At 43.8% G+C, this 17311-nt stretch carries 18 protein-coding genes, 2 rRNA genes and 1 riboswitch; of the genes, 17 read left to right on the forward strand and 3 right to left on the reverse strand.

The features are described 5' to 3' along the window. A 23S ribosomal RNA gene (locus LCM09_RS18340) occupies positions 1-121 on the forward strand; the annotation flags it as partial. A 56-nt stretch (positions 122-177) separates the two neighbouring features. Continuing rightward, a 5S ribosomal RNA gene (gene rrf, locus LCM09_RS18345) occupies positions 178-294 on the forward strand. A gap of 388 nt (positions 295-682) precedes the next feature. On the opposite strand, the gene LCM09_RS18350 is transcribed toward rrf, so the two are convergent. Then, positions 683-1126, reverse strand: coding sequence for an Hsp20/alpha crystallin family protein (locus LCM09_RS18350; protein ID WP_224884861.1), 444 nt, complete (start codon positions 1124-1126; stop codon positions 683-685). 235 nt (positions 1127-1361) lie between these two features. Here LCM09_RS18350 and LCM09_RS18355 point away from each other — a divergent pair, with 235 nt between their 5' ends. From LCM09_RS18355 to purD, 14 genes are all read left to right on the forward strand, one after another. Continuing rightward, entirely contained in the window at positions 1362-1889 is a 528-nt protein-coding gene (locus LCM09_RS18355; RefSeq protein WP_224884863.1) for a DUF2179 domain-containing protein, read from the forward strand. 3 nt (positions 1890-1892) lie between these two features. Continuing rightward, positions 1893-2087, forward strand: a complete 195-nt coding sequence (locus tag LCM09_RS18360) for an NETI motif-containing protein (protein ID WP_224884865.1) — start codon at positions 1893-1895, stop codon at positions 2085-2087. 81 nt (positions 2088-2168) lie between these two features. Then, a riboswitch (purine riboswitch) is annotated at positions 2169-2270 on the forward strand. A gap of 144 nt (positions 2271-2414) precedes the next feature. Beyond that, the gene (purE, locus tag LCM09_RS18365; protein WP_224884867.1) at positions 2415-2900 is read left to right on the forward strand and encodes a 5-(carboxyamino)imidazole ribonucleotide mutase; all 486 of its coding nucleotides are present in this window, start codon (positions 2415-2417) and stop codon (positions 2898-2900) included. After that, positions 2897-4009 carry a 5-(carboxyamino)imidazole ribonucleotide synthase gene (gene purK / locus LCM09_RS18370; protein ID WP_224884869.1) on the forward strand — a complete coding sequence of 371 codons (1113 nt, stop codon included), beginning with the start codon at positions 2897-2899 and terminating at the stop codon, positions 4007-4009. Before purE ends, purK begins: the two co-directional genes overlap by 4 nt. 24 nt (positions 4010-4033) lie before the next feature. Then, the gene (gene purB, locus LCM09_RS18375; protein WP_224884871.1) at positions 4034-5326 is read left to right on the forward strand and encodes an adenylosuccinate lyase; all 1293 of its coding nucleotides are present in this window, start codon (positions 4034-4036) and stop codon (positions 5324-5326) included. A 25-nt stretch (positions 5327-5351) separates the two neighbouring features. Further along, positions 5352-6077, forward strand: a complete 726-nt coding sequence (gene purC, locus LCM09_RS18380; RefSeq protein ID WP_224884873.1) for a phosphoribosylaminoimidazolesuccinocarboxamide synthase — start codon at positions 5352-5354, stop codon at positions 6075-6077. After that, positions 6065-6316: a phosphoribosylformylglycinamidine synthase subunit PurS gene (gene purS, locus LCM09_RS18385; RefSeq protein WP_224884875.1), complete on the forward strand. Its 252-nt coding sequence runs from the start codon at positions 6065-6067 to the stop codon at positions 6314-6316. Before purC ends, purS begins: the two co-directional genes overlap by 13 nt. Next, positions 6313-6996 (forward strand): phosphoribosylformylglycinamidine synthase subunit PurQ, encoded by a 684-nt coding sequence (purQ, locus tag LCM09_RS18390; protein WP_224884877.1) that lies wholly within the window; start codon positions 6313-6315, stop codon positions 6994-6996. Before purS ends, purQ begins: the two co-directional genes overlap by 4 nt. Beyond that, entirely contained in the window at positions 6980-9205 is a 2226-nt protein-coding gene (purL, locus tag LCM09_RS18395; RefSeq protein ID WP_224884878.1) for a phosphoribosylformylglycinamidine synthase subunit PurL, read from the forward strand. The genes purQ and purL overlap by 17 nt, the downstream gene beginning before the upstream one ends. After that, positions 9181-10593, forward strand: a complete 1413-nt coding sequence (gene purF / locus LCM09_RS18400) for an amidophosphoribosyltransferase (RefSeq protein ID WP_224884879.1) — start codon at positions 9181-9183, stop codon at positions 10591-10593. Before purL ends, purF begins: the two co-directional genes overlap by 25 nt. A 13-nt stretch (positions 10594-10606) precedes the next feature. Continuing rightward, entirely contained in the window at positions 10607-11644 is a 1038-nt protein-coding gene (gene purM, locus LCM09_RS18405) for a phosphoribosylformylglycinamidine cyclo-ligase (RefSeq protein WP_224884880.1), read from the forward strand. Continuing rightward, a complete protein-coding gene (gene purN, locus LCM09_RS18410; RefSeq protein ID WP_224884882.1) occupies positions 11641-12228 on the forward strand; it encodes a phosphoribosylglycinamide formyltransferase in 588 nt (195 codons plus the stop codon). The genes purM and purN overlap by 4 nt, the downstream gene beginning before the upstream one ends. Before the next feature lie 4 nt (positions 12229-12232). Beyond that, positions 12233-13771, forward strand: a complete 1539-nt coding sequence (gene purH / locus LCM09_RS18415; RefSeq protein WP_224884884.1) for a bifunctional phosphoribosylaminoimidazolecarboxamide formyltransferase/IMP cyclohydrolase — start codon at positions 12233-12235, stop codon at positions 13769-13771. A 15-nt stretch (positions 13772-13786) separates the two neighbouring features. Next, positions 13787-15055, forward strand: a complete 1269-nt coding sequence (purD, locus tag LCM09_RS18420) for a phosphoribosylamine--glycine ligase (RefSeq protein WP_224884885.1) — start codon at positions 13787-13789, stop codon at positions 15053-15055. Here purD and LCM09_RS21000 read toward each other — a convergent pair. Both LCM09_RS21000 and LCM09_RS18425 read right to left on the reverse strand, forming a co-directional pair. Continuing rightward, positions 15033-15134, reverse strand: coding sequence for an EYxxD motif small membrane protein (locus LCM09_RS21000; protein WP_333489753.1), 102 nt, complete (start codon positions 15132-15134; stop codon positions 15033-15035). The genes purD and LCM09_RS21000 overlap by 23 nt on opposite strands. 77 nt (positions 15135-15211) lie before the next feature. After that, the gene (locus tag LCM09_RS18425) at positions 15212-15460 is read right to left on the reverse strand and encodes a YgaP-like transmembrane domain (protein ID WP_224884887.1); all 249 of its coding nucleotides are present in this window, start codon (positions 15458-15460) and stop codon (positions 15212-15214) included. 93 nt (positions 15461-15553) lie between these two features. Here LCM09_RS18425 and LCM09_RS18430 point away from each other — a divergent pair, with 93 nt between their 5' ends. Then, positions 15554-17293: an adenine deaminase C-terminal domain-containing protein gene (locus tag LCM09_RS18430; RefSeq protein ID WP_224884889.1), complete on the forward strand. Its 1740-nt coding sequence runs from the start codon at positions 15554-15556 to the stop codon at positions 17291-17293. Positions 17294-17311: the final 18 nt, after the last annotated feature.

Genomic DNA, 17311 nt, shown 5'->3' on the forward strand with positions numbered 1-17311 from the left:
GAGATTTCCCACAGCGTCAAGCTGGTAAGATCCCTCAGAGATGATGAGGTTGATAGGTTCGGGGTGGAAGCGTGGCGACACGTGGAGCTGACGAATACTAATCGATCGAGGGCTTAACCTAAAAATATTGGAATACGTTGTTGCGTGCTATCTAGTTTTCAGGGAATACCTGAATAGTCTAGTGATGAAGGCGAAGAGGTCACACCCGTGCCCATGCCGAACACGGAAGTTAAGCTCTTCAGCGCCGATGGTAGTTGGGGGCTCTCCCCCTGCAAGAGTAGGACGTCGCTAGGCAAGTGAGAAGTCAGAGGTTAAGCCTCTGGCTTTTTTGTGTTGTCTGAATGTGGTTTTGTGTAATCAATGGTTGGAAATACGGTTTCGCGGATAACCCCCAGAATTAGTGTACTTTCTGAATGTTCTTTTGAATAATCAAGAGTTACAAATAATGCTTCGCTGATAAAAACGACATATACCCGATAAAAGTGCCCTTTTCGCCGATATTATCTTGTTTCCGCTGATATATGCTCAGAAATCGCTGATAAATAAGCAATTTCGCCGATATCCGACCCAGAAGCATCTCCCCAGGCACCCAACAGCATCCGAACAATACCGAAACCCACCCTAACCCTCAAAAACGCACTAAAAAACAGCTATCGCCCCAACAAACGATAGCCGCTCCCCCCTAATCCTCACTCGCTTCATCATCTTTAATCTTAAGCCGTTTCTTATCTTCCTTCGAATCGATCAAACGATGGAGGTGCACCATGAGAATACCTCTCTTATAGGTAGCATCGATCGGTTTTTCTCTCACTGGGAATGGTAGCTCGACAATTCGTTCAAATGGACCATGTTTATACTCTTCCTGAATATTGCGGTAGCCTTTTAGTGCCATTTTCGTTTGCCCTTTTACTTTAAGAGTTCGGTAATGGATATAGACATCTACATCATTAATGTTTGTGATTCCTGGGAGATAAACTGTACAGATCAATTCGTTCCCTGCTTCATACAGGTTCACAAGTGGACCATTCGATACGAACATATCCTGAAAATCCGTCCAGAAATCGTCTCCCATGAATTTGTTCATCTTATTTTTCCAGTCATACATCTGACTCCAGTAATCTCCCATGACGTCCCCTCCTGGGCTTTTTGACAGTATATGCTCAGTGTGTGAGTTTGTTAAAAATCCAATGAGGCAGTTTAGGATTTATAGAGAGGTGAATGGTATAGAAAGGCACACTGATATCCCGCATGGAAATTTTTTATTGTGATTCGAAAAAGAACGCATGCGGTTTTATTATTCGTCGTGTTATGCTAGGGAAAGTTGAAGATTTTATGATAATGAATGTTAGAGGGGGATCAGTATGTTAGAAAATGGGTTAGTGATGGTAGCCATAATTTTTCTCATTAATATTGTGTATGTATCATTTCTTACGATGCGAACAATACTCACGTTAAAGGGACAGCGTTATTTAGCTGCAGCCGCAGGAACAATAGAGATCGCGATCTACGTTATCGGTCTTGGACTTGTACTAGATAACCTTGGTGAAATACAGAATATTATTGCTTACGCACTTGGTTTTGGTGTAGGTATTATAGTAGGAATGAAAATAGAGGAATATCTTGCGCTTGGGTATATTACTGTTAATGCGATTACGACGAAGCTCGAAGAAGATATCCCCAATAAGTTAAGAGATGTTGGGTACGGTGTTACGCATTATCTTGCTCACGGAAGACAAGGGGAGCGTCTCGTGATGCAGATTCTTACATCTCGAAAATCGGAACGAAAGCTTTATCAAGCCATTGAAGAACTTGATCCGAAAGCATTCGTTATCTCGTATGAGCCACGTACCTTCCATGGAGGGTTCTGGGTTAGAAAAATTCGGAGGTAGTGTATGGAGAAAAAGCCAAAGAAAAAGAAATTTGAAGTTATGGACGACGAATCCTTATCGGATTGCTTACAACGGATGGATAGTGAAGGCTATATGCCGGTAAGACGTACGGAAGAACCTGTTTTTATTGAACGTAAAGGTGCAAAAGAACCAGAATTATATGGAAGAAAAACAGTGTTTGAAGGGAAATTGAAGTAAAAGACGAACGTTATAATTGAATATAAACTCATCGTTCGATTTTTCGTTGACATCTGAACAATCCTCTTGTTACTATGAAAGAGGAGTAACAAATCGATACCTCATATAATCTTGGGAATATGGCCCATAAGTTTCTACCTGACGACCTTAAATCGTTGGACTATGAGGGTGAAGTCGTATTCTGTTCATTTCTGTGTCTACAGAATGGAATGATGATATTTCGCCCGGGTAGAAGCTTCTTCTAAGTTGATAGGAGAACTCTATACCGGGCTTTTTTTGTTTGAATAAATGGAGTACAAAATAGACCTTCCACTAAGGAGGAAAAGTATGCAGACTCAAATTGGTGTTATTATGGGAAGCACGTCAGATTGGGAAACAATGAAGCATACCTGTGATGCTTTGGATGAACTTCAAATTCCGTACGAAAAGAAGGTAGTATCAGCTCATCGCACACCAGAGTTAATGTTCGAGTATGCAGAAGGAGCGAGGAGTAGAGGACTAAGAGTGATAATCGCTGGAGCAGGAGGCGCAGCTCATCTTCCTGGAATGGTAGCAGCAAAAACAACGCTTCCGGTCATTGGGGTTCCGGTTCAGTCTAGAACGTTAAATGGATTAGATTCGCTTCTCTCAATCGTACAGATGCCAGGCGGTGTACCAGTCGCAACAGTAGCAATCGGAAAAGCAGGTGCGAAGAATGCAGGGCTGCTAGCTGCTCAAATACTGAGTACTTTTGATGATGACATCACTTCACGCTTGGAAGATTATCGAATGAACATGAAAGAATCGGTACTCGAAAGTAGTGAGACACTATGAGTAAAACAATTTTACCTGGGAGTACGATTGGAATTCTTGGTGGAGGTCAGCTCGGTAGAATGATGGCACTGAAAGCGAGAGAGATGGGTTATCGTATTGCGGTTCTTGAACCGAAGAGTGGTTCACCATGTGGTCAGGTGTCTGATGTGGAAGTCGTCTCAGGATATGATGATCGTGATGGTGCGAAGAAGCTAGCTGAAGTGAGTGATGTCATTACGTATGAGTTTGAAAACATTGCCCATGAAACGGCTAGCTGGCTTGAAGAGAACGCATATATGCCACAAGGTGGCGAGCTGCTTCGAACGACGCAAGATCGTTTTGTAGAGAAGGCGTCGATTCAACAGGCGGGGCTCAAGGTTGCTCCTTTTCAAAAGGTGAATTCGAAGGAAGAGCTTATACATGCATGTGAAGAGATTGGTTTTCCTGCCGTCCTAAAAACTCGTACTGGCGGCTATGATGGTAAAGGTCAGTGGGTTATGAAAGAAAGCAGTGATATCGAAGGGATTGAGTTTCCTGACGTAGCCTGTATAGTAGAAAGCTGGGTTCCTTTTCAAAAGGAGCTTTCCGTTATCGTAACGCGCAGTGTAACAGGTGAAATGACCACGTTCCCGGTTGGAGAGAATATTCATGTGAACAATATTCTTCATCAGACGATTGTTCCAGCTCGTATAGACGAATCAATACAAGAGAAAGCGTGTGATCTTGGAAAGAAGTTAGCTCACGATATTAACCTCGTTGGAACACTTGCGGTCGAACTTTTTCTAGAAGGAAACGAATTGTATGTGAATGAGCTTGCGCCGAGACCTCACAACTCTGGTCATTATACAATGGAAGCCTGTGAAACATCACAGTTCGAACAACATATCCGAGCGATCTGCGGTCTACCACTAGGGTCGACAGAGTTATTGAAGCCTGTCGTAATGGGGAACATCCTCGGCCAACATGTGGAGCCCCTTATCGAGAGCATAAGTGAGCTCGGAAGTGCTAAACTTCATTTGTACGGCAAAGATGAAGCAAAACATAATCGAAAGATGGGTCATATTAATTTTCTAGCTTCTTCGACTGAGGAAGCGGAAGAACGAATGACTCGATGGAAACTTTGGCAGTAGGACAATTGACTAGGAGGATATTACATGATTGAACGTTATACTCGCCCTGAGATGGGTGCGATTTGGACAGAGGAAAACAGATATAAAGCTTGGTTAGAAGTTGAAATTTTAGCTTGTGAAGCATGGGCAGAGCTTGGAATCATTCCAAAAGAAGATGTACAGAAAATAAGAGAGAAAGCGGATTTTGACGTTGAGCGCATTCATGCGATCGAAGCAGAAACGCGTCATGACGTTGTCGCGTTCACAAGAGCGGTATCGGAAACGCTAGGAGAAGAGCGCAAATGGGTTCATTACGGGTTAACGTCTACTGACGTGGTGGATACTGCACTATCGTATCAATTAAACCAGGCGAATGAGTTATTAATAAAAGATATCGAGAAGTTTATCGAGGTATTAAAAGAGAAAGCGCAAGAACATAAATACACCGTTATGATGGGTAGAACGCATGGTGTTCACGCCGAACCAACAACATTCGGTTTGAAGATGGCACTATGGTATGAAGAGATGAAGCGTAACCTTGAGAGATTCCAACATGCTGCTGATGGCGTTCGTTTCGGTAAGCTTTCTGGAGCTGTTGGAACGTATGCAAATATCGATCCGTTCATTGAACAATATGTTTGTGAAAAGTTGGGTCTACAACCTGCACCAATCTCAACTCAAACGCTTCAGCGTGATCGCCACGCACATTACATGTCGGCACTTGCATTAATCGCGACTTCCATCGAGAAGTTTGCAGTCGAAATTAGAGGCCTTCAAAAGAGTGAAACACGTGAGGTAGAAGAGTTCTTTGCAAAAGGTCAAAAAGGCTCATCCGCTATGCCTCATAAGCGGAATCCGATTGGCTCTGAGAACATGACTGGGATGGCGAGAGTGATCCGCGGTTACATGACAACTGCATACGAAAACGTACCCCTTTGGCATGAACGTGATATTTCACACTCCTCAGCAGAGCGTGTCATTCTTCCTGATGCAACGATTGCCTTGAACTATATGCTTAACCGCTTCTCAGGAATCGTTTCGAAGTTGACCGTGTTCCCTGAGAACATGAAGCGTAATATGACGAGAACATATGGATTGATCTATAGTCAGCGCGTCTTACTATCTCTTATCGATAAGGGCATGACTCGTGAAGAAGCCTATGATCTTGTTCAACCGAAAGCGATGGATGCGTGGGAACGTGGAATTCAGTTTAGAGAGCTGGTTGAAGCTGATTCAAGCATTACGAACCAACTGTCTGCTTCAGAGATCGAGGATTGTTTTGATTACAATTACCATCTGAAGCCAGTCGATATGATTTTCGAACGTCTAGGGTTATAAATCACACGTATCGGAGGAGATCACCATGGGGAAACAAGAGTTGCTGTACGAAGGAAAAGCGAAGAAGATTTATGCGACAGAAGATCCGGAGGTCGTTCATGTAGAATACAAAGATTCCGCTACTGCCTTTAACGGTGAGAAAAAAGCGACCATCACAGGTAAAGGGCGACTGAACAATGAAATCACGAGCCTCTTGTTTGATCATTTAAGGGAAGCTGGTATCGAAAGTCATTTTATCGAAAAGGTTTCTGAAACAGAACAGCTTGTAAAACGTGTGACCATCGTTCCTCTTGAAGTGGTCGTCCGTAATGTCGCAGCAGGGAGCTTTTCTAGAAGAACTGGAGTTGACGAAGGAAAGCTGTTAAAGCAGCCACTCGTTGAATTCTATTATAAAAACGACGACCTTGGTGACCCTCTCCTTACGATTGATCACGTGTTAGAACTTGAATTAGCAGATGAAGACACCGTTCAAGATTTGAAAGAACGTGCACTTGAAGTGAATGACCGTCTACAAAGCTACTTCCTTGAGCGGGACGTTACGCTTGTGGATTTCAAGCTAGAGTTTGGCGTTACTCCGTCTGGTGAGTTAATGCTAGCTGATGAAATATCTCCAGATACTTGCAGACTATGGGACCGGAAAACGAATGAAAAGTTAGATAAAGATGTGTTTCGAAGAGATATTGGGAATTTGACCGAAGCTTATGAAAAAATCTTAACTCGTTTAGGGGGATCCGCATCATGTACAAAGTAAAAGTATTTGTAACGTTAAAAGAGAGTGTGCTAGACCCGCAAGGTAGTGCTGTTAAAAATTCGCTTCATAGTCTTTCTTACGATGAAGTAGAAGATGTTCGTATCGGTAAATATATGGAGCTTATGTTAAAAGATACGGTTAATGTCGATCAGCGTATTAAGGAAATGTGTGAAAAGTTATTAGCGAATACTGTTATCGAGGACTACACATATGAAGTTGAGGAGGTCGTCGGGCAGTGAAATTTGCGGTAATTGTGTTTCCAGGTTCGAATTGTGATGTGGACATGTACCATGCGATTCAAGATGAACTTGGCGAAGAAGCTACCTATGTCCGATACGACGAAAAGAGTCTAGCAAACTATGATGCGATCCTATTACCAGGCGGTTTTTCATATGGTGATTATTTAAGAGGCGGTTCGATCGCCCGTTTTGCACCTATTATGACTGAGGTTGTAAAAGCTGCTCGAGAAGGTAAGCCAGTGCTTGGTGTATGCAATGGGTTCCAGATTTTATTAGAAGCAGGTCTTCTTCCTGGGGCAATGAAACGGAATAAGAATTTGAAGTTCATGTGCCGACCGTTAACACTTGTCGTAGAAAACAATACGACGATGTTTACTTCTTCCTATGAAAGTGGTGAGCACATTACAATTCCAATCGCACACGGTGAAGGAAACTACTATTGCGATGAAACTACTTTAGAAGAACTGAAATCATCCGGAAGAATTGTTTTTAAATATAGTGAGAATCCGAACGGCTCGATCGACGATATTGCAGGAATCGTGAACGAGAAAGGGAACGTTCTCGGCATGATGCCTCACCCAGAACGAGCGGTCGATCACTTACTAGGTAGTGCAGATGGCTTGAAGATGTTCAAATCACTTTTACGTAACTGGAGGGAATCCCATGTCACACATGCATGAACCAACACCTGAGATGATTAAAGACCAGAAGCTTTACAGCGGGATGGGTTTAACAGATGAAGAGTTCGGCATGGTAGAAGCGATTCTCGGTCGTACGCCTAACTACACTGAAACTGGGTTATTCTCCGTTATGTGGTCTGAGCATTGCAGCTATAAGAATTCAAAGCCAGTCCTTAAGAAATTCCCCGTCACTGGTGAGCGTGTTCTTCAAGGTCCTGGAGAGGGAGCAGGCATCGTTGATATCGGAGACGAACAGGCGGTTGTGTTTAAAATTGAAAGTCATAACCATCCATCAGCGATCGAGCCTTATCAAGGAGCAGCAACAGGAGTGGGCGGAATCATTAGAGACGTCTTCTCGATGGGCGCGCGTCCAATTGCATTATTAAACTCCCTTCGCTTCGGTGAGTTAAGCAATCCGAAAGTGAAATATCTTTTTGAAGAAGTTGTTGCAGGAATCGCTGGATATGGAAACTGTATCGGTATTCCTACAGTAGGTGGAGAAGTTCAGTTCGACTCTTCTTACGATGGCAACCCTCTTGTTAACGCGATGTGTGTTGGGTTGATCGATCATAAAGACATCCAGAAAGGTGTCGCATCTGGCGCTGGAAACACGGTGATGTACGTTGGTGCGAGCACAGGACGTGATGGCATTCACGGTGCGACGTTCGCATCTGAAGAATTGACAGATGCTTCTGACGAAAAGCGACCTGCTGTACAGGTAGGGGATCCTTTCATGGAAAAACTTCTTCTTGAAGCGTGTCTCGAACTCGTCAAAAGTGATGCGCTCGTCGGGATACAAGATATGGGAGCAGCTGGCCTAACATCTTCCGCTTCAGAAATGGCAAGTAAAGCGGGTATGGGTATCGAGATGAACCTTGATGAAGTGCCACAGCGAGAAAAAGGCATGACGCCATATGAAATGATGCTATCTGAATCACAAGAACGCATGTTAGTTGTTGTGAAGAAAGGTAGAGAAGCAGAAATCAAAGAAATCTTTGATCGCTGGGGTCTTTTATCGAAAGAAGTCGGTGTCGTAACGGATGATAAGAAGTTTCGCCTTTTACATAAGGGTGAAATGGTTGCTGAAGTACCTGTCGATGCGCTTGCTGAAGAAGCACCAGTCTACCATAAACCATCGCGCATTCCTGAATATTTCATTCAAAACCAACAGCTTCATAAGCCGATTCCAAAAGTGGAAGACCCAAAGGATATGCTTTATACACTGCTAGGTCAGCCTACGATCTCAAGCAAGGAGTGGGTGTTTGATCAGTACGATTATATGGTTCGAACAAATACAGTCGTTGCTCCAGGATCAGATGCGGCGGTTGTTCGAGTGCGTGGGACACGTAAAGCGTTGGCAATGACGACAGACTGTAATTCCCGTTACATCTACCTTGATCCTGAAATTGGAGGGAAGATCGCTGTCGCAGAAGCTGCACGTAACATCGTATGTTCAGGTGGAGAGCCGCTTGCAATCACGGATTGCTTAAACTTCGGTAATCCTGAAAAGCCAGAGATCTTCTGGCAGATCGAGAAAGCAACGGATGGCATGAGTGAAGCATGTCGCATGTTACATGCCCCGGTTATCGGTGGTAACGTGTCACTTTACAATGAAACGAATGGCGTTGCTGTCTATCCTACTCCAGTCGTTGGAATGGTCGGACTTGTTCACGATCTTAATCATGTAACGACTCAGCAGTTTAAGGAAGAAGGCAACTTGATTTACTTACTTGGTGATACAGGTGAAGACTTCGGAGGAAGCGAGCTACAGAAATATCTTGATGGCAAAATCTCCGGTCAAGCTCCACCACTGAATCTTGAAGTCGAAAGAGAGCTTCAACAACAGGTACTCTCAGCGATTCAAGACGGACTAGTCGAGTCCGCTCATGATGTTTCTGAAGGTGGCTTGAGTGTTGCGCTAAGTGAATCTCTAATCGGCACGGACCTCGGAGCGATCGTTCGGATCGAAGGAGATATCACGACTGCATTGTTTAGTGAATCTCAGTCTCGCTTTCTAATCACGATTAAGGGGGAACACCAGCAGGTATTCGAGCAGAGAACCGGAGCAAAGCTTATCGGTGAAGTAACTGGTACTGGCATCTTGACGATGATGCACGAAGAACACAATCATCTATTCGATGCACCAGTGAGTGAGCTCGAAGCAGCCTGGAAAGGAGCTATTCCATGTTTGGTGAAATCAAAGGCTTAAACGAAGAATGTGGAGTGTTTGGTATCTGGGGTCACCCAGATGCCGCTACACTCACGTATTACGGGCTTCATAGTCTTCAACATCGCGGACAGGAAGGCACCGGAATCGTGACCACAGATGGTGAACGTCTCAATCTTCATAAAGGACTTGGACTCGTGAACGATGTTTATGGACCGGAAGATTTGCAGGCACTTGATGGAAACGCGGCCATTGGCCATGTTCGATACTCAACAGCAGGAGGAGGAGGCTATGAAAATGTTCAGCCTCTTTTATTTCGCTCACAGAATGGTGGATTAGCTCTTGCTCATAATGGAAATCTCGTAAACGCGAATGCGTTGAAACATCAGCTTGAAGGTCAAGGCAGCATCTTTCAAACGACTTCTGACACGGAAGTTGTCGCTCACTTGATCAAAAGAAGCGGGTATTTAAGCCTTAAAGAAAAGGTGAAAAATGCTCTAACGATGGTAAAAGGCGCTTACGCTTTCCTTATGATGACCGAAAACGAGATGATGGTAGCCCTTGATCCTCATGGACTACGCCCCCTTTCTTTAGGACGTCTTGGTGAAGGGTATGTTGTCGCATCTGAAACGTGTGCGTTTGACCTTATTGGGGCTGAGTATATTCGTGATGTACAACCTGGTGAACTTCTTACTATTAGTGATGAGGGAATTGAATCCGATCGTTTCTCATCTCAGATGTCTCGTGCAATTTGTAGTATGGAGTATATTTACTTCTCAAGACCAGATAGCAATATCGAGAACATCAACGTGCATACATCTAGAAAGAATCTCGGTAAAAAGCTAGCAAATGAAGCGCAGGTTGAAGCAGATATCGTGACGGGTGTTCCGGATTCTAGTATTTCTGCAGCGATTGGATACGCAGAAGAATCAGGCATCCCTTATGAAATGGGCTTGATAAAAAATCGATATGTAGGTAGAACGTTTATCCAGCCTTCACAGGAGTTAAGAGAACAAGGTGTGAAGATGAAGCTTGCCCCTGTTCGAGGAGTCGTTGAAGGGAAGCGAGTCGTCATTGTAGATGATTCGATCGTTCGCGGTACAACAAGTAGAAGAATTGTGAAGATGCTAAGAGAAGCGGGTGCGAAAGAGGTTCATGTTCGAATTAGTGCACCTCCAATCATAAGCCCTTGTTACTATGGAATCGATACGTCTAATTCGGGTGAACTAATTGCAGCGAAAATGAGCGTAGATGAGATGTGCGATGAGATCGGCGCAGACACGTTAAGCTTTCTATCGATAGATGGAATGACAGATGCAATCGGTAGAGACGATGAAAGCAGCGCGTGCGGTCAGTGCCTTGGCTGTTTTACTGGCTCGTATCCTACAGAGATCTATCCTGACACCGTTCATCCATACGAAAAAGTCTAACTGGGGGTTTATTATGGCGGATGCTTATAGAAATGCCGGAGTCGATATTGAAGCGGGTTATGAAGCAGTAAATCGAATGAAAACACATGTGAATAAAACGAGTCGTCCTGGCGTAATGGGAGGGCTAGGTGGATTCGGTGGGATGTTTGATCTATCTGAACTTCCTTACGAGAAGCCTGTCCTTATCTCAGGAACAGACGGTGTGGGAACGAAGCTCATGCTCGCGATCGAGATGGATAAGCACGATACGATTGGAATCGATTGTGTCGCAATGTGTGTAAACGACGTCGTAGCACAGGGAGCTGAACCTCTCTACTTTCTAGATTATATTGCTACAGGGAAGCTTAGACCGGAGCGTGTTGAAGAAATCGTGAAGGGTGTAGCGGACGGGTGTTCACTTGCTGGGTGTGCGTTAATCGGTGGTGAAACGGCAGAAATGCCTGATATGTACCAAGAGAACGATTATGATCTAGCTGGCTTTACCGTTGGTGCCGTTGAAAAGTCTAAGCTCATTCAACCAACCGATGTAAAAGAAGGCGACGTGTTAGTAGGCCTTGCTTCAAACGGTATCCACAGCAATGGGTTCTCTCTTGTCAGAAAGGTCATCAAAGAGAGTGGAATGGACCTCAAACAAACGTTTGATCAACTTGGAACGACGCTAGGCGAAGCGTTGCTAGCACCCACTCGCGTTTATGTGAAACCGATCTTGAACGTATTAGCATCTTATCCTGTTCATGGAATCGCGCATATTACTGGCGGAGGGTTCGAAGAGAATATTCCTCGCATGCTTCCTGAAGGTCTAACAGCTCAGATCGATTATGGCTCATGGCCTGTTCCACCAATCTTTGATCTAATTGAAAAGAGCGGGAACCTTTCTCGTAGAGAGATGTTCACTACGTTCAATATGGGCGTCGGAATGGTTCTTAGTGTACCTGGCTCAGAAGCTGTAGAAGTGATTAAACAGCTTGAAAAAGACGGCGAGCAGGCATTTGTAATCGGTCGCGTTACACAAGGCGATCAACTCATATTCGGCGGTGGTGATTTAACGTGAGCAATCTAGCTGTATTCGCATCAGGAAGTGGATCGAATTTCGAAGCGATTGCATCTGCAATTGAGAAAGGCTCACTCGATGCGGAAATTGCGTTAGTGGTCTGTGATCGACCTGGTGCAAAAGTAGAAAAAAGGGCAGAGCGCTTCGGCATTCCTGTCCTTTCCTTTTATCCTAAATCGTATGACTCAAAAGAAGAGTTTGAAACGTTCATCCTTCAACAGCTTAAGGACGCAGGTGTAGAGCTGATTGCTCTAGCTGGATATATGAGGCTGATCGGACCAACGCTCCTTCGTGCGTTTGAAGGTAGAATCATCAACATTCACCCATCGCTTCTTCCATCTTTTCCTGGAAAGGATGCAATTGGTCAGGCGGTAGAAGCTAAAGTGAGAGTTAGCGGTGTGACAGTACATTATGTTGATGAAGGAATGGACACTGGACCGATTATCAATCAAGAACCGATTAGAATCTCTACAGAAGATACAAGAGAAGAGGTAGAGAGCAAGATACAGGCTGTCGAACACAGGTTATATCCAGCCGTGATTCAATCTCTACTTCAAGATAAATCAATGGGTAGCAGGAGGTAATACGATGACGATCAAACGTGCATTAATCAGCGTATCAGATAAAACAAACATTACGGAGTTTGCGAAAGGACTAGCAGACAAGGGGGTTGAGATTATTTCAACCGGAGGAACAAAACGCGCTCTTGAGGAAGCTGGCATTAACGTTGTTGGGATCTCTGATGTGACAGGCTTTCCGGAAATTTTAGATGGCCGTGTTAAAACACTCCACCCTAATGTACATAGCGGCCTTCTTGCGGTTCGAGACAATGAGGATCACCAAAAGCAGTTGGACGAGCATGGTATCACTCCGATCGACCTCGTCGTTGTGAACCTTTATCCATTCCAAGAAACGATTGCAAGTCCAGACGTGACGTACAGTGAAGCAATTGAGAATATCGATATTGGCGGTCCTACAATGCTACGATCTGCTGCAAAGAACCACAAAGATGTCACTGTTGTTGTTCATCCTTCTGACTATGAGCGTGTGCTTCTGCAAGTACAGGAGAATGGAGATACAACAGGAATCCTACGCCAGGAACTTGCTGCGAAAGTATTTCGTCATACCGCTTCATACGATGCGATTATTTCAGAATACTTAACAGGAAAATCTGGCGAAGAAGAGCCAGAGTCTCTTACTGTCACGTTTGAGCGTAAACAAACGCTTAGGTATGGAGAAAATCCACACCAAAAGGCTGTGTTTTATAAAAAGCCACTTTCTAAAAACTCATCTATTGCATCTGCAAAACAATTGAACGGAAAAGAGCTTTCTTATAACAATATTAACGACGCTAATGCGGCTCTTAATATCGTAAAAGAATTCGAAAAGCCTGCGGTAGTTGCGGTTAAGCATATGAACCCTTGTGGAGTAGGTACAGGCGAAACGATTGTAGAAGCCTATCAGAAAGCATATGAAGCAGACTCTACATCGATCTTTGGTGGCATCGTCGCATTGAATAGAGATGTTGACGAAGAAACAGCATTGAAATTAAAAGAAATCTTCTTAGAAATCATCATGGCACCGTCCTTTTCTGAAGAAGCACTTGCTGTTCTGACTAAGAAAAAGAATCTTAGACTATTGACGCTCGACGTTCAAGCATCAGCAGGTATCGAGCATCAGCTTACTTCAGTTAACGGTGGTTTGTTGCTACAGGAACAGGATCAATATGGATTCGATGAAGCAGAATTAACTGTACCGACGGATCGTAAGCCAACTGATGAAGAATGGGAAGCGTTGAAGCTTGCATGGAAAGTTGTAAAACACGTGAAGTCTAATGCCATTGTCCTAACTAACAAAGACCAGACAGTTGGGGTAGGGGCCGGACAGATGAATCGAGTTGGTGCTGCTAAGATTGCGATCGAACAAGCGGGTGAGAAGGTTAACGGTTCTGTCCTGGGATCAGATGCATTCTTCCCTATGGACGATACGGTCGAAGCTGCTGGAAAAGCTGGTGTCACAGCGATTATTCAGCCTGGAGGGTCAATTCGGGATGAAGATTCCATCAAAAAGGCGAATGAGTATGGCATCACGATGGTCTTTACCGGCATCAGACATTTCAAACATTAAGAAGGAGGTAATTCGATGAAGGTATTGATTATTGGTCGCGGCGGGCGAGAGCATGCGATGGCATGGAAAGCTGCCGAGAGCGCTCTTGTTGATCAGGTATACGTAGCACCAGGAAATGCTGGCATGGAGAGTGTTAGCAAACTTGTTCCAATCGAGGAAGGTGATCACGAAGGTCTTATCGATTTTGCAACGAAAGAGGGAATTTCCCTTACGTTAGTTGGTCCAGAGCAGCCTTTGTTAGAAGGGATCGTCAACCGTTTTGAAGAAGCGGGTCTTCGCGTATTTGGTCCTACGAAAGAAGCTGCCTTAATAGAAGGAAGCAAAACGTTCGCAAAAGAACTAATGGCCGCGAGTGGTATACCTACCGCTGATTCGCAATCCTTCACGGATTACCAGGAAGCAAGAAACTATGTTGAAAAGGTCGGCGCACCGATTGTTCTGAAAGCAGATGGTCTCGCCGCAGGAAAAGGTGTCGTTGTTGCGATGACGATGGATGAGGCACTAGAAAGCCTTCATAATATGATGGTCAACAATCAGTTTGGAGAAGCGAGCGATCAGGTTGTAGTCGAGGAATTTCTAGAGGGTGAAGAATTTTCTTTGATGGCATTAGTAAATGGTGAGAATGTTCATCCTCTCGTTATTTCACAGGATTATAAGAGGGCTTTTGAGGGTGATGAAGGACCGAACACAGGTGGAATGGGTGCATATTCACCAGTTCCGCAAATCTCAGAGCGTGTAGTTGAAGAGGCTATACAATCGGTCTTGTTACCAGCAGCAAAAGGTATGAAGGAAGCAGGAAGGTCATTTACAGGCATTCTGTATGCTGGCTTAATTTTGACGAAAAAGGGACCTGAAGTAATCGAATTTAACGCAAGATTCGGGGATCCTGAAACGCAGGTCGTGTTACCACGGCTCACTTCGGACTTTATTGAAGTCATTCAAAACGTATTAGATGGTAAAGAAGTAAAGCTCACTTGGAATGAGAAAGCTGTTATGGGAGTTGTAGTGGCATCAGGGGGGTACCCTGGCCATTATGATAAAGGAAAGTCGATTACGGGTTTAAACGATGTCACTTCTGAAGCAATCGTCTTCCATGCGGGTACTAAGAAGAAAGGCGATCAATTCGTGACGAATGGCGGCCGGGTTTTACTCATCTCAGCTTCAGGAGAAAATCTTAAGGAAGCAAGCGATTCTGTTTATAAGGAACTTGAGCGCATTCATGTAGAGGATGGCTTTTACAGAACCGATATTGGGCATCGCGCTATTTCACGCGTTTCTTCTTGATATAAGCAAATGATATAGCAATAATACTACCGATCAATAATGTGTAGATCACCCACGTGTCTGTAATATATTCAAGCACAATAAAACCTCCTTTTGTTATGTTACGAAAACTTCCCTGTAGCCAGGGAAGTTTTTTCTTTTGTATTTATTAGATAATCAAGAAGGGTTGATTACTTTTTCAAGAGCTGTTTCATCAGGGTCGCGGTTTTCTTCCTGATTCATGAGATCGACGATTGGACAGTATCGCGTATGTCCTTCAGCAATCTTCAAAGCTCCTGCAGCGGCTAGTAAAAGTGACGAAGAAACGTTTTCGTTTTTGCATAATTTGGCGGTTGACCAAGACAGGAGTGTAAACCCTGCAGTTAATCGAATGAATGCGTTCATCATACTGATATTTGGCTTCATAGTGAAAAACTCCCTTCAACGATTTAAATCAGCACTAACAACTTTTCTAAATTATGTTAAAATAGAGAAAACTTATTGAAACGAGGGAAGGACATGCCTAAGCGAAAGTATTTATGGACGAAGCAGAAATTGAGACAACATGTAAAGGTTGTGTCCGGCGAATTGCCTCCATCAATCGTCTTATATCATGCAACGTATTTAAACAACGCCTTAAAAAAATGGATCACCTCAAATATATGGATTTATGAGGATCGAATCGTATACGTTGGAGATGAATTGCCTGAAGAAAATCCTGAGACGGAATGGATCGATTGTGAAGGGAACTATATCGTACCTGGTTACATTGAACCTCATGCCCATCCGTTTCAACTTTATAATCCCCTATCACTTGCTCGCTATGCATCAAACAGGGGAACGACGACAATGATCAATGATAACTTGTTTTTCTTGTTAGGTTTACCACAAAAGAAAGCGCTTACAATATTGGATGAGCTCGACAAATTCCCTGTCTCTATGTTTTGGTGGGCACGGTATGATTCACAAACTCAGTTGTTGGATGAAGAAACAATTACGAATAAGAAGATGAAAGAATGGCTTTCACATCCGCTTGTTATACAGGGGGGAGAACTAACTGCGTGGCCCGATGTTATAGCAGGCGACGATGAAATTCTAGAATGGATGCAAGAGACACACAGGTTAGGGAAGCCAGTTGAAGGACACTTGCCAGGAGCATCGTTAAAGACATTAACGAAGATGGGACTCTATGGCGTTTCTTGTGATCATGAGGCAATGACAGGGGAAGAAGCTCTTCGCAGAGTTGAAATGGGAATGATGACGTCTTTACGTTATTCTTCCATACGCCCTGATTTACCCGTTATCCTTGAATCGTTAATCGAAAAAGGGGTCGACTGTTTTGATCGAATGATGATGAACACCGATGGATCTACGCCTACTTTTCTCGAACAGGGTATGACGGATAAGCTTGTATCGATTGCTTTAGATAAAGGTGTACCAGTGGAAGATGCTTATGCGATGGTGTCATATAATGTCGCAAACCACTACGGTATAACGGATACACATGGTATGATAGCACCTGGAAGACTTGCTCATATCAACTTTTTGGAATCAAAGCATAATCCAACACCAGTATCCGTTATAGCACGCGGAAAATGGATTAAGCGTGATGGTGTTGAAGTATATAGTGATTGGTCGTTTGATTGGGAAGATCAAGGTCTCGTTCTAGATCAAGAAAGTTGGAAGTTAGAAAAGGATGATCTGAGCTTTTCTGGACCAGCTGGAATCGAAATGATTAACGCAGTGATTACAAAACCATATAACCTTTCATATGAGACGGCAGTGGACGAACTTCCTTCAGATCATGATGAGAGTTTCATGATGCTTCTTAGTAAGGAAGGCAAGTGGCGAGTGAATACGATTGTGAAAGGTTTTGCGAATAAGGTCAATGGCTTCGCGAGTAGCTTCTCAAATTCAGGGGATTTCATCTTGATCGGTAAGAAAAAAACGGATATGATCGCAGCTTTAGAAAGAGTGAGGTCGATCGGTGGTGGTATTGTCCTAGTAGAAAATGGTGAGGTCGTTGTGGAAATCCCACTCCCTTTGATGGGCAAGATGTCGCCATTACCGCTCGAGGAAGTCATCGAACAAGAGAAAAAAATGGTAACAGAATTAAAAGAACGAGGGTATCCATTTGATGATCCCGTTTATAGTTTACTGTTCTTTTCATCTACTCATTTACCATTTGTACGGTTGACTCAACAGGGAATTTATGATGTAAAGAGAAAGACGGTACTTTTTCCTGCGATAATGCGGTAAAATATAAAAGGATAGACT

Origin of the sequence: Guptibacillus algicola (genome assembly GCF_020171805.1) — a bacterium.
GTDB classification, from domain to species: domain Bacteria; phylum Bacillota; class Bacilli; order Bacillales; family Guptibacillaceae; genus Guptibacillus; species Guptibacillus algicola.

Bases quoted from the DNA above. Each gene is read 5' to 3' on its own strand.
- LCM09_RS18360 (WP_224884865.1), top strand. From the start codon at position 1,893: ATGGAGAAAAAGCCAAAGAAAAAGAAATTTGAAGTTATGGACGACGAA.
- purS (WP_224884875.1), top strand. From the start codon at position 6,065: ATGTACAAAGTAAAAGTATTTGTAACGTTAAAAGAGAGTGTGCTAGAC.
- purB (WP_224884871.1), top strand. From the start codon at position 4,034: ATGATTGAACGTTATACTCGCCCTGAGATGGGTGCGATTTGGACAGAG.
- purH (WP_224884884.1), top strand. From the start codon at position 12,233: ATGACGATCAAACGTGCATTAATCAGCGTATCAGATAAAACAAACATT.
- purE (WP_224884867.1), top strand. From the start codon at position 2,415: ATGCAGACTCAAATTGGTGTTATTATGGGAAGCACGTCAGATTGGGAA.
- purC (WP_224884873.1), top strand. From the start codon at position 5,352: ATGGGGAAACAAGAGTTGCTGTACGAAGGAAAAGCGAAGAAGATTTAT.
- LCM09_RS18425 (WP_224884887.1), bottom strand. From the start codon at position 15,460: ATGAAGCCAAATATCAGTATGATGAACGCATTCATTCGATTAACTGCA.
- purD (WP_224884885.1), top strand. From the start codon at position 13,787: ATGAAGGTATTGATTATTGGTCGCGGCGGGCGAGAGCATGCGATGGCA.
- purF (WP_224884879.1), top strand. From the start codon at position 9,181: ATGTTTGGTGAAATCAAAGGCTTAAACGAAGAATGTGGAGTGTTTGGT.
- purK (WP_224884869.1), top strand. From the start codon at position 2,897: ATGAGTAAAACAATTTTACCTGGGAGTACGATTGGAATTCTTGGTGGA.
- LCM09_RS18350 (WP_224884861.1), bottom strand. From the start codon at position 1,126: ATGGGAGATTACTGGAGTCAGATGTATGACTGGAAAAATAAGATGAAC.
- purM (WP_224884880.1), top strand. From the start codon at position 10,607: ATGGCGGATGCTTATAGAAATGCCGGAGTCGATATTGAAGCGGGTTAT.
- purL (WP_224884878.1), top strand. From the start codon at position 6,980: ATGTCACACATGCATGAACCAACACCTGAGATGATTAAAGACCAGAAG.
- LCM09_RS18430 (WP_224884889.1), top strand. From the start codon at position 15,554: ATGCCTAAGCGAAAGTATTTATGGACGAAGCAGAAATTGAGACAACAT.
- LCM09_RS18355 (WP_224884863.1), top strand. From the start codon at position 1,362: ATGTTAGAAAATGGGTTAGTGATGGTAGCCATAATTTTTCTCATTAAT.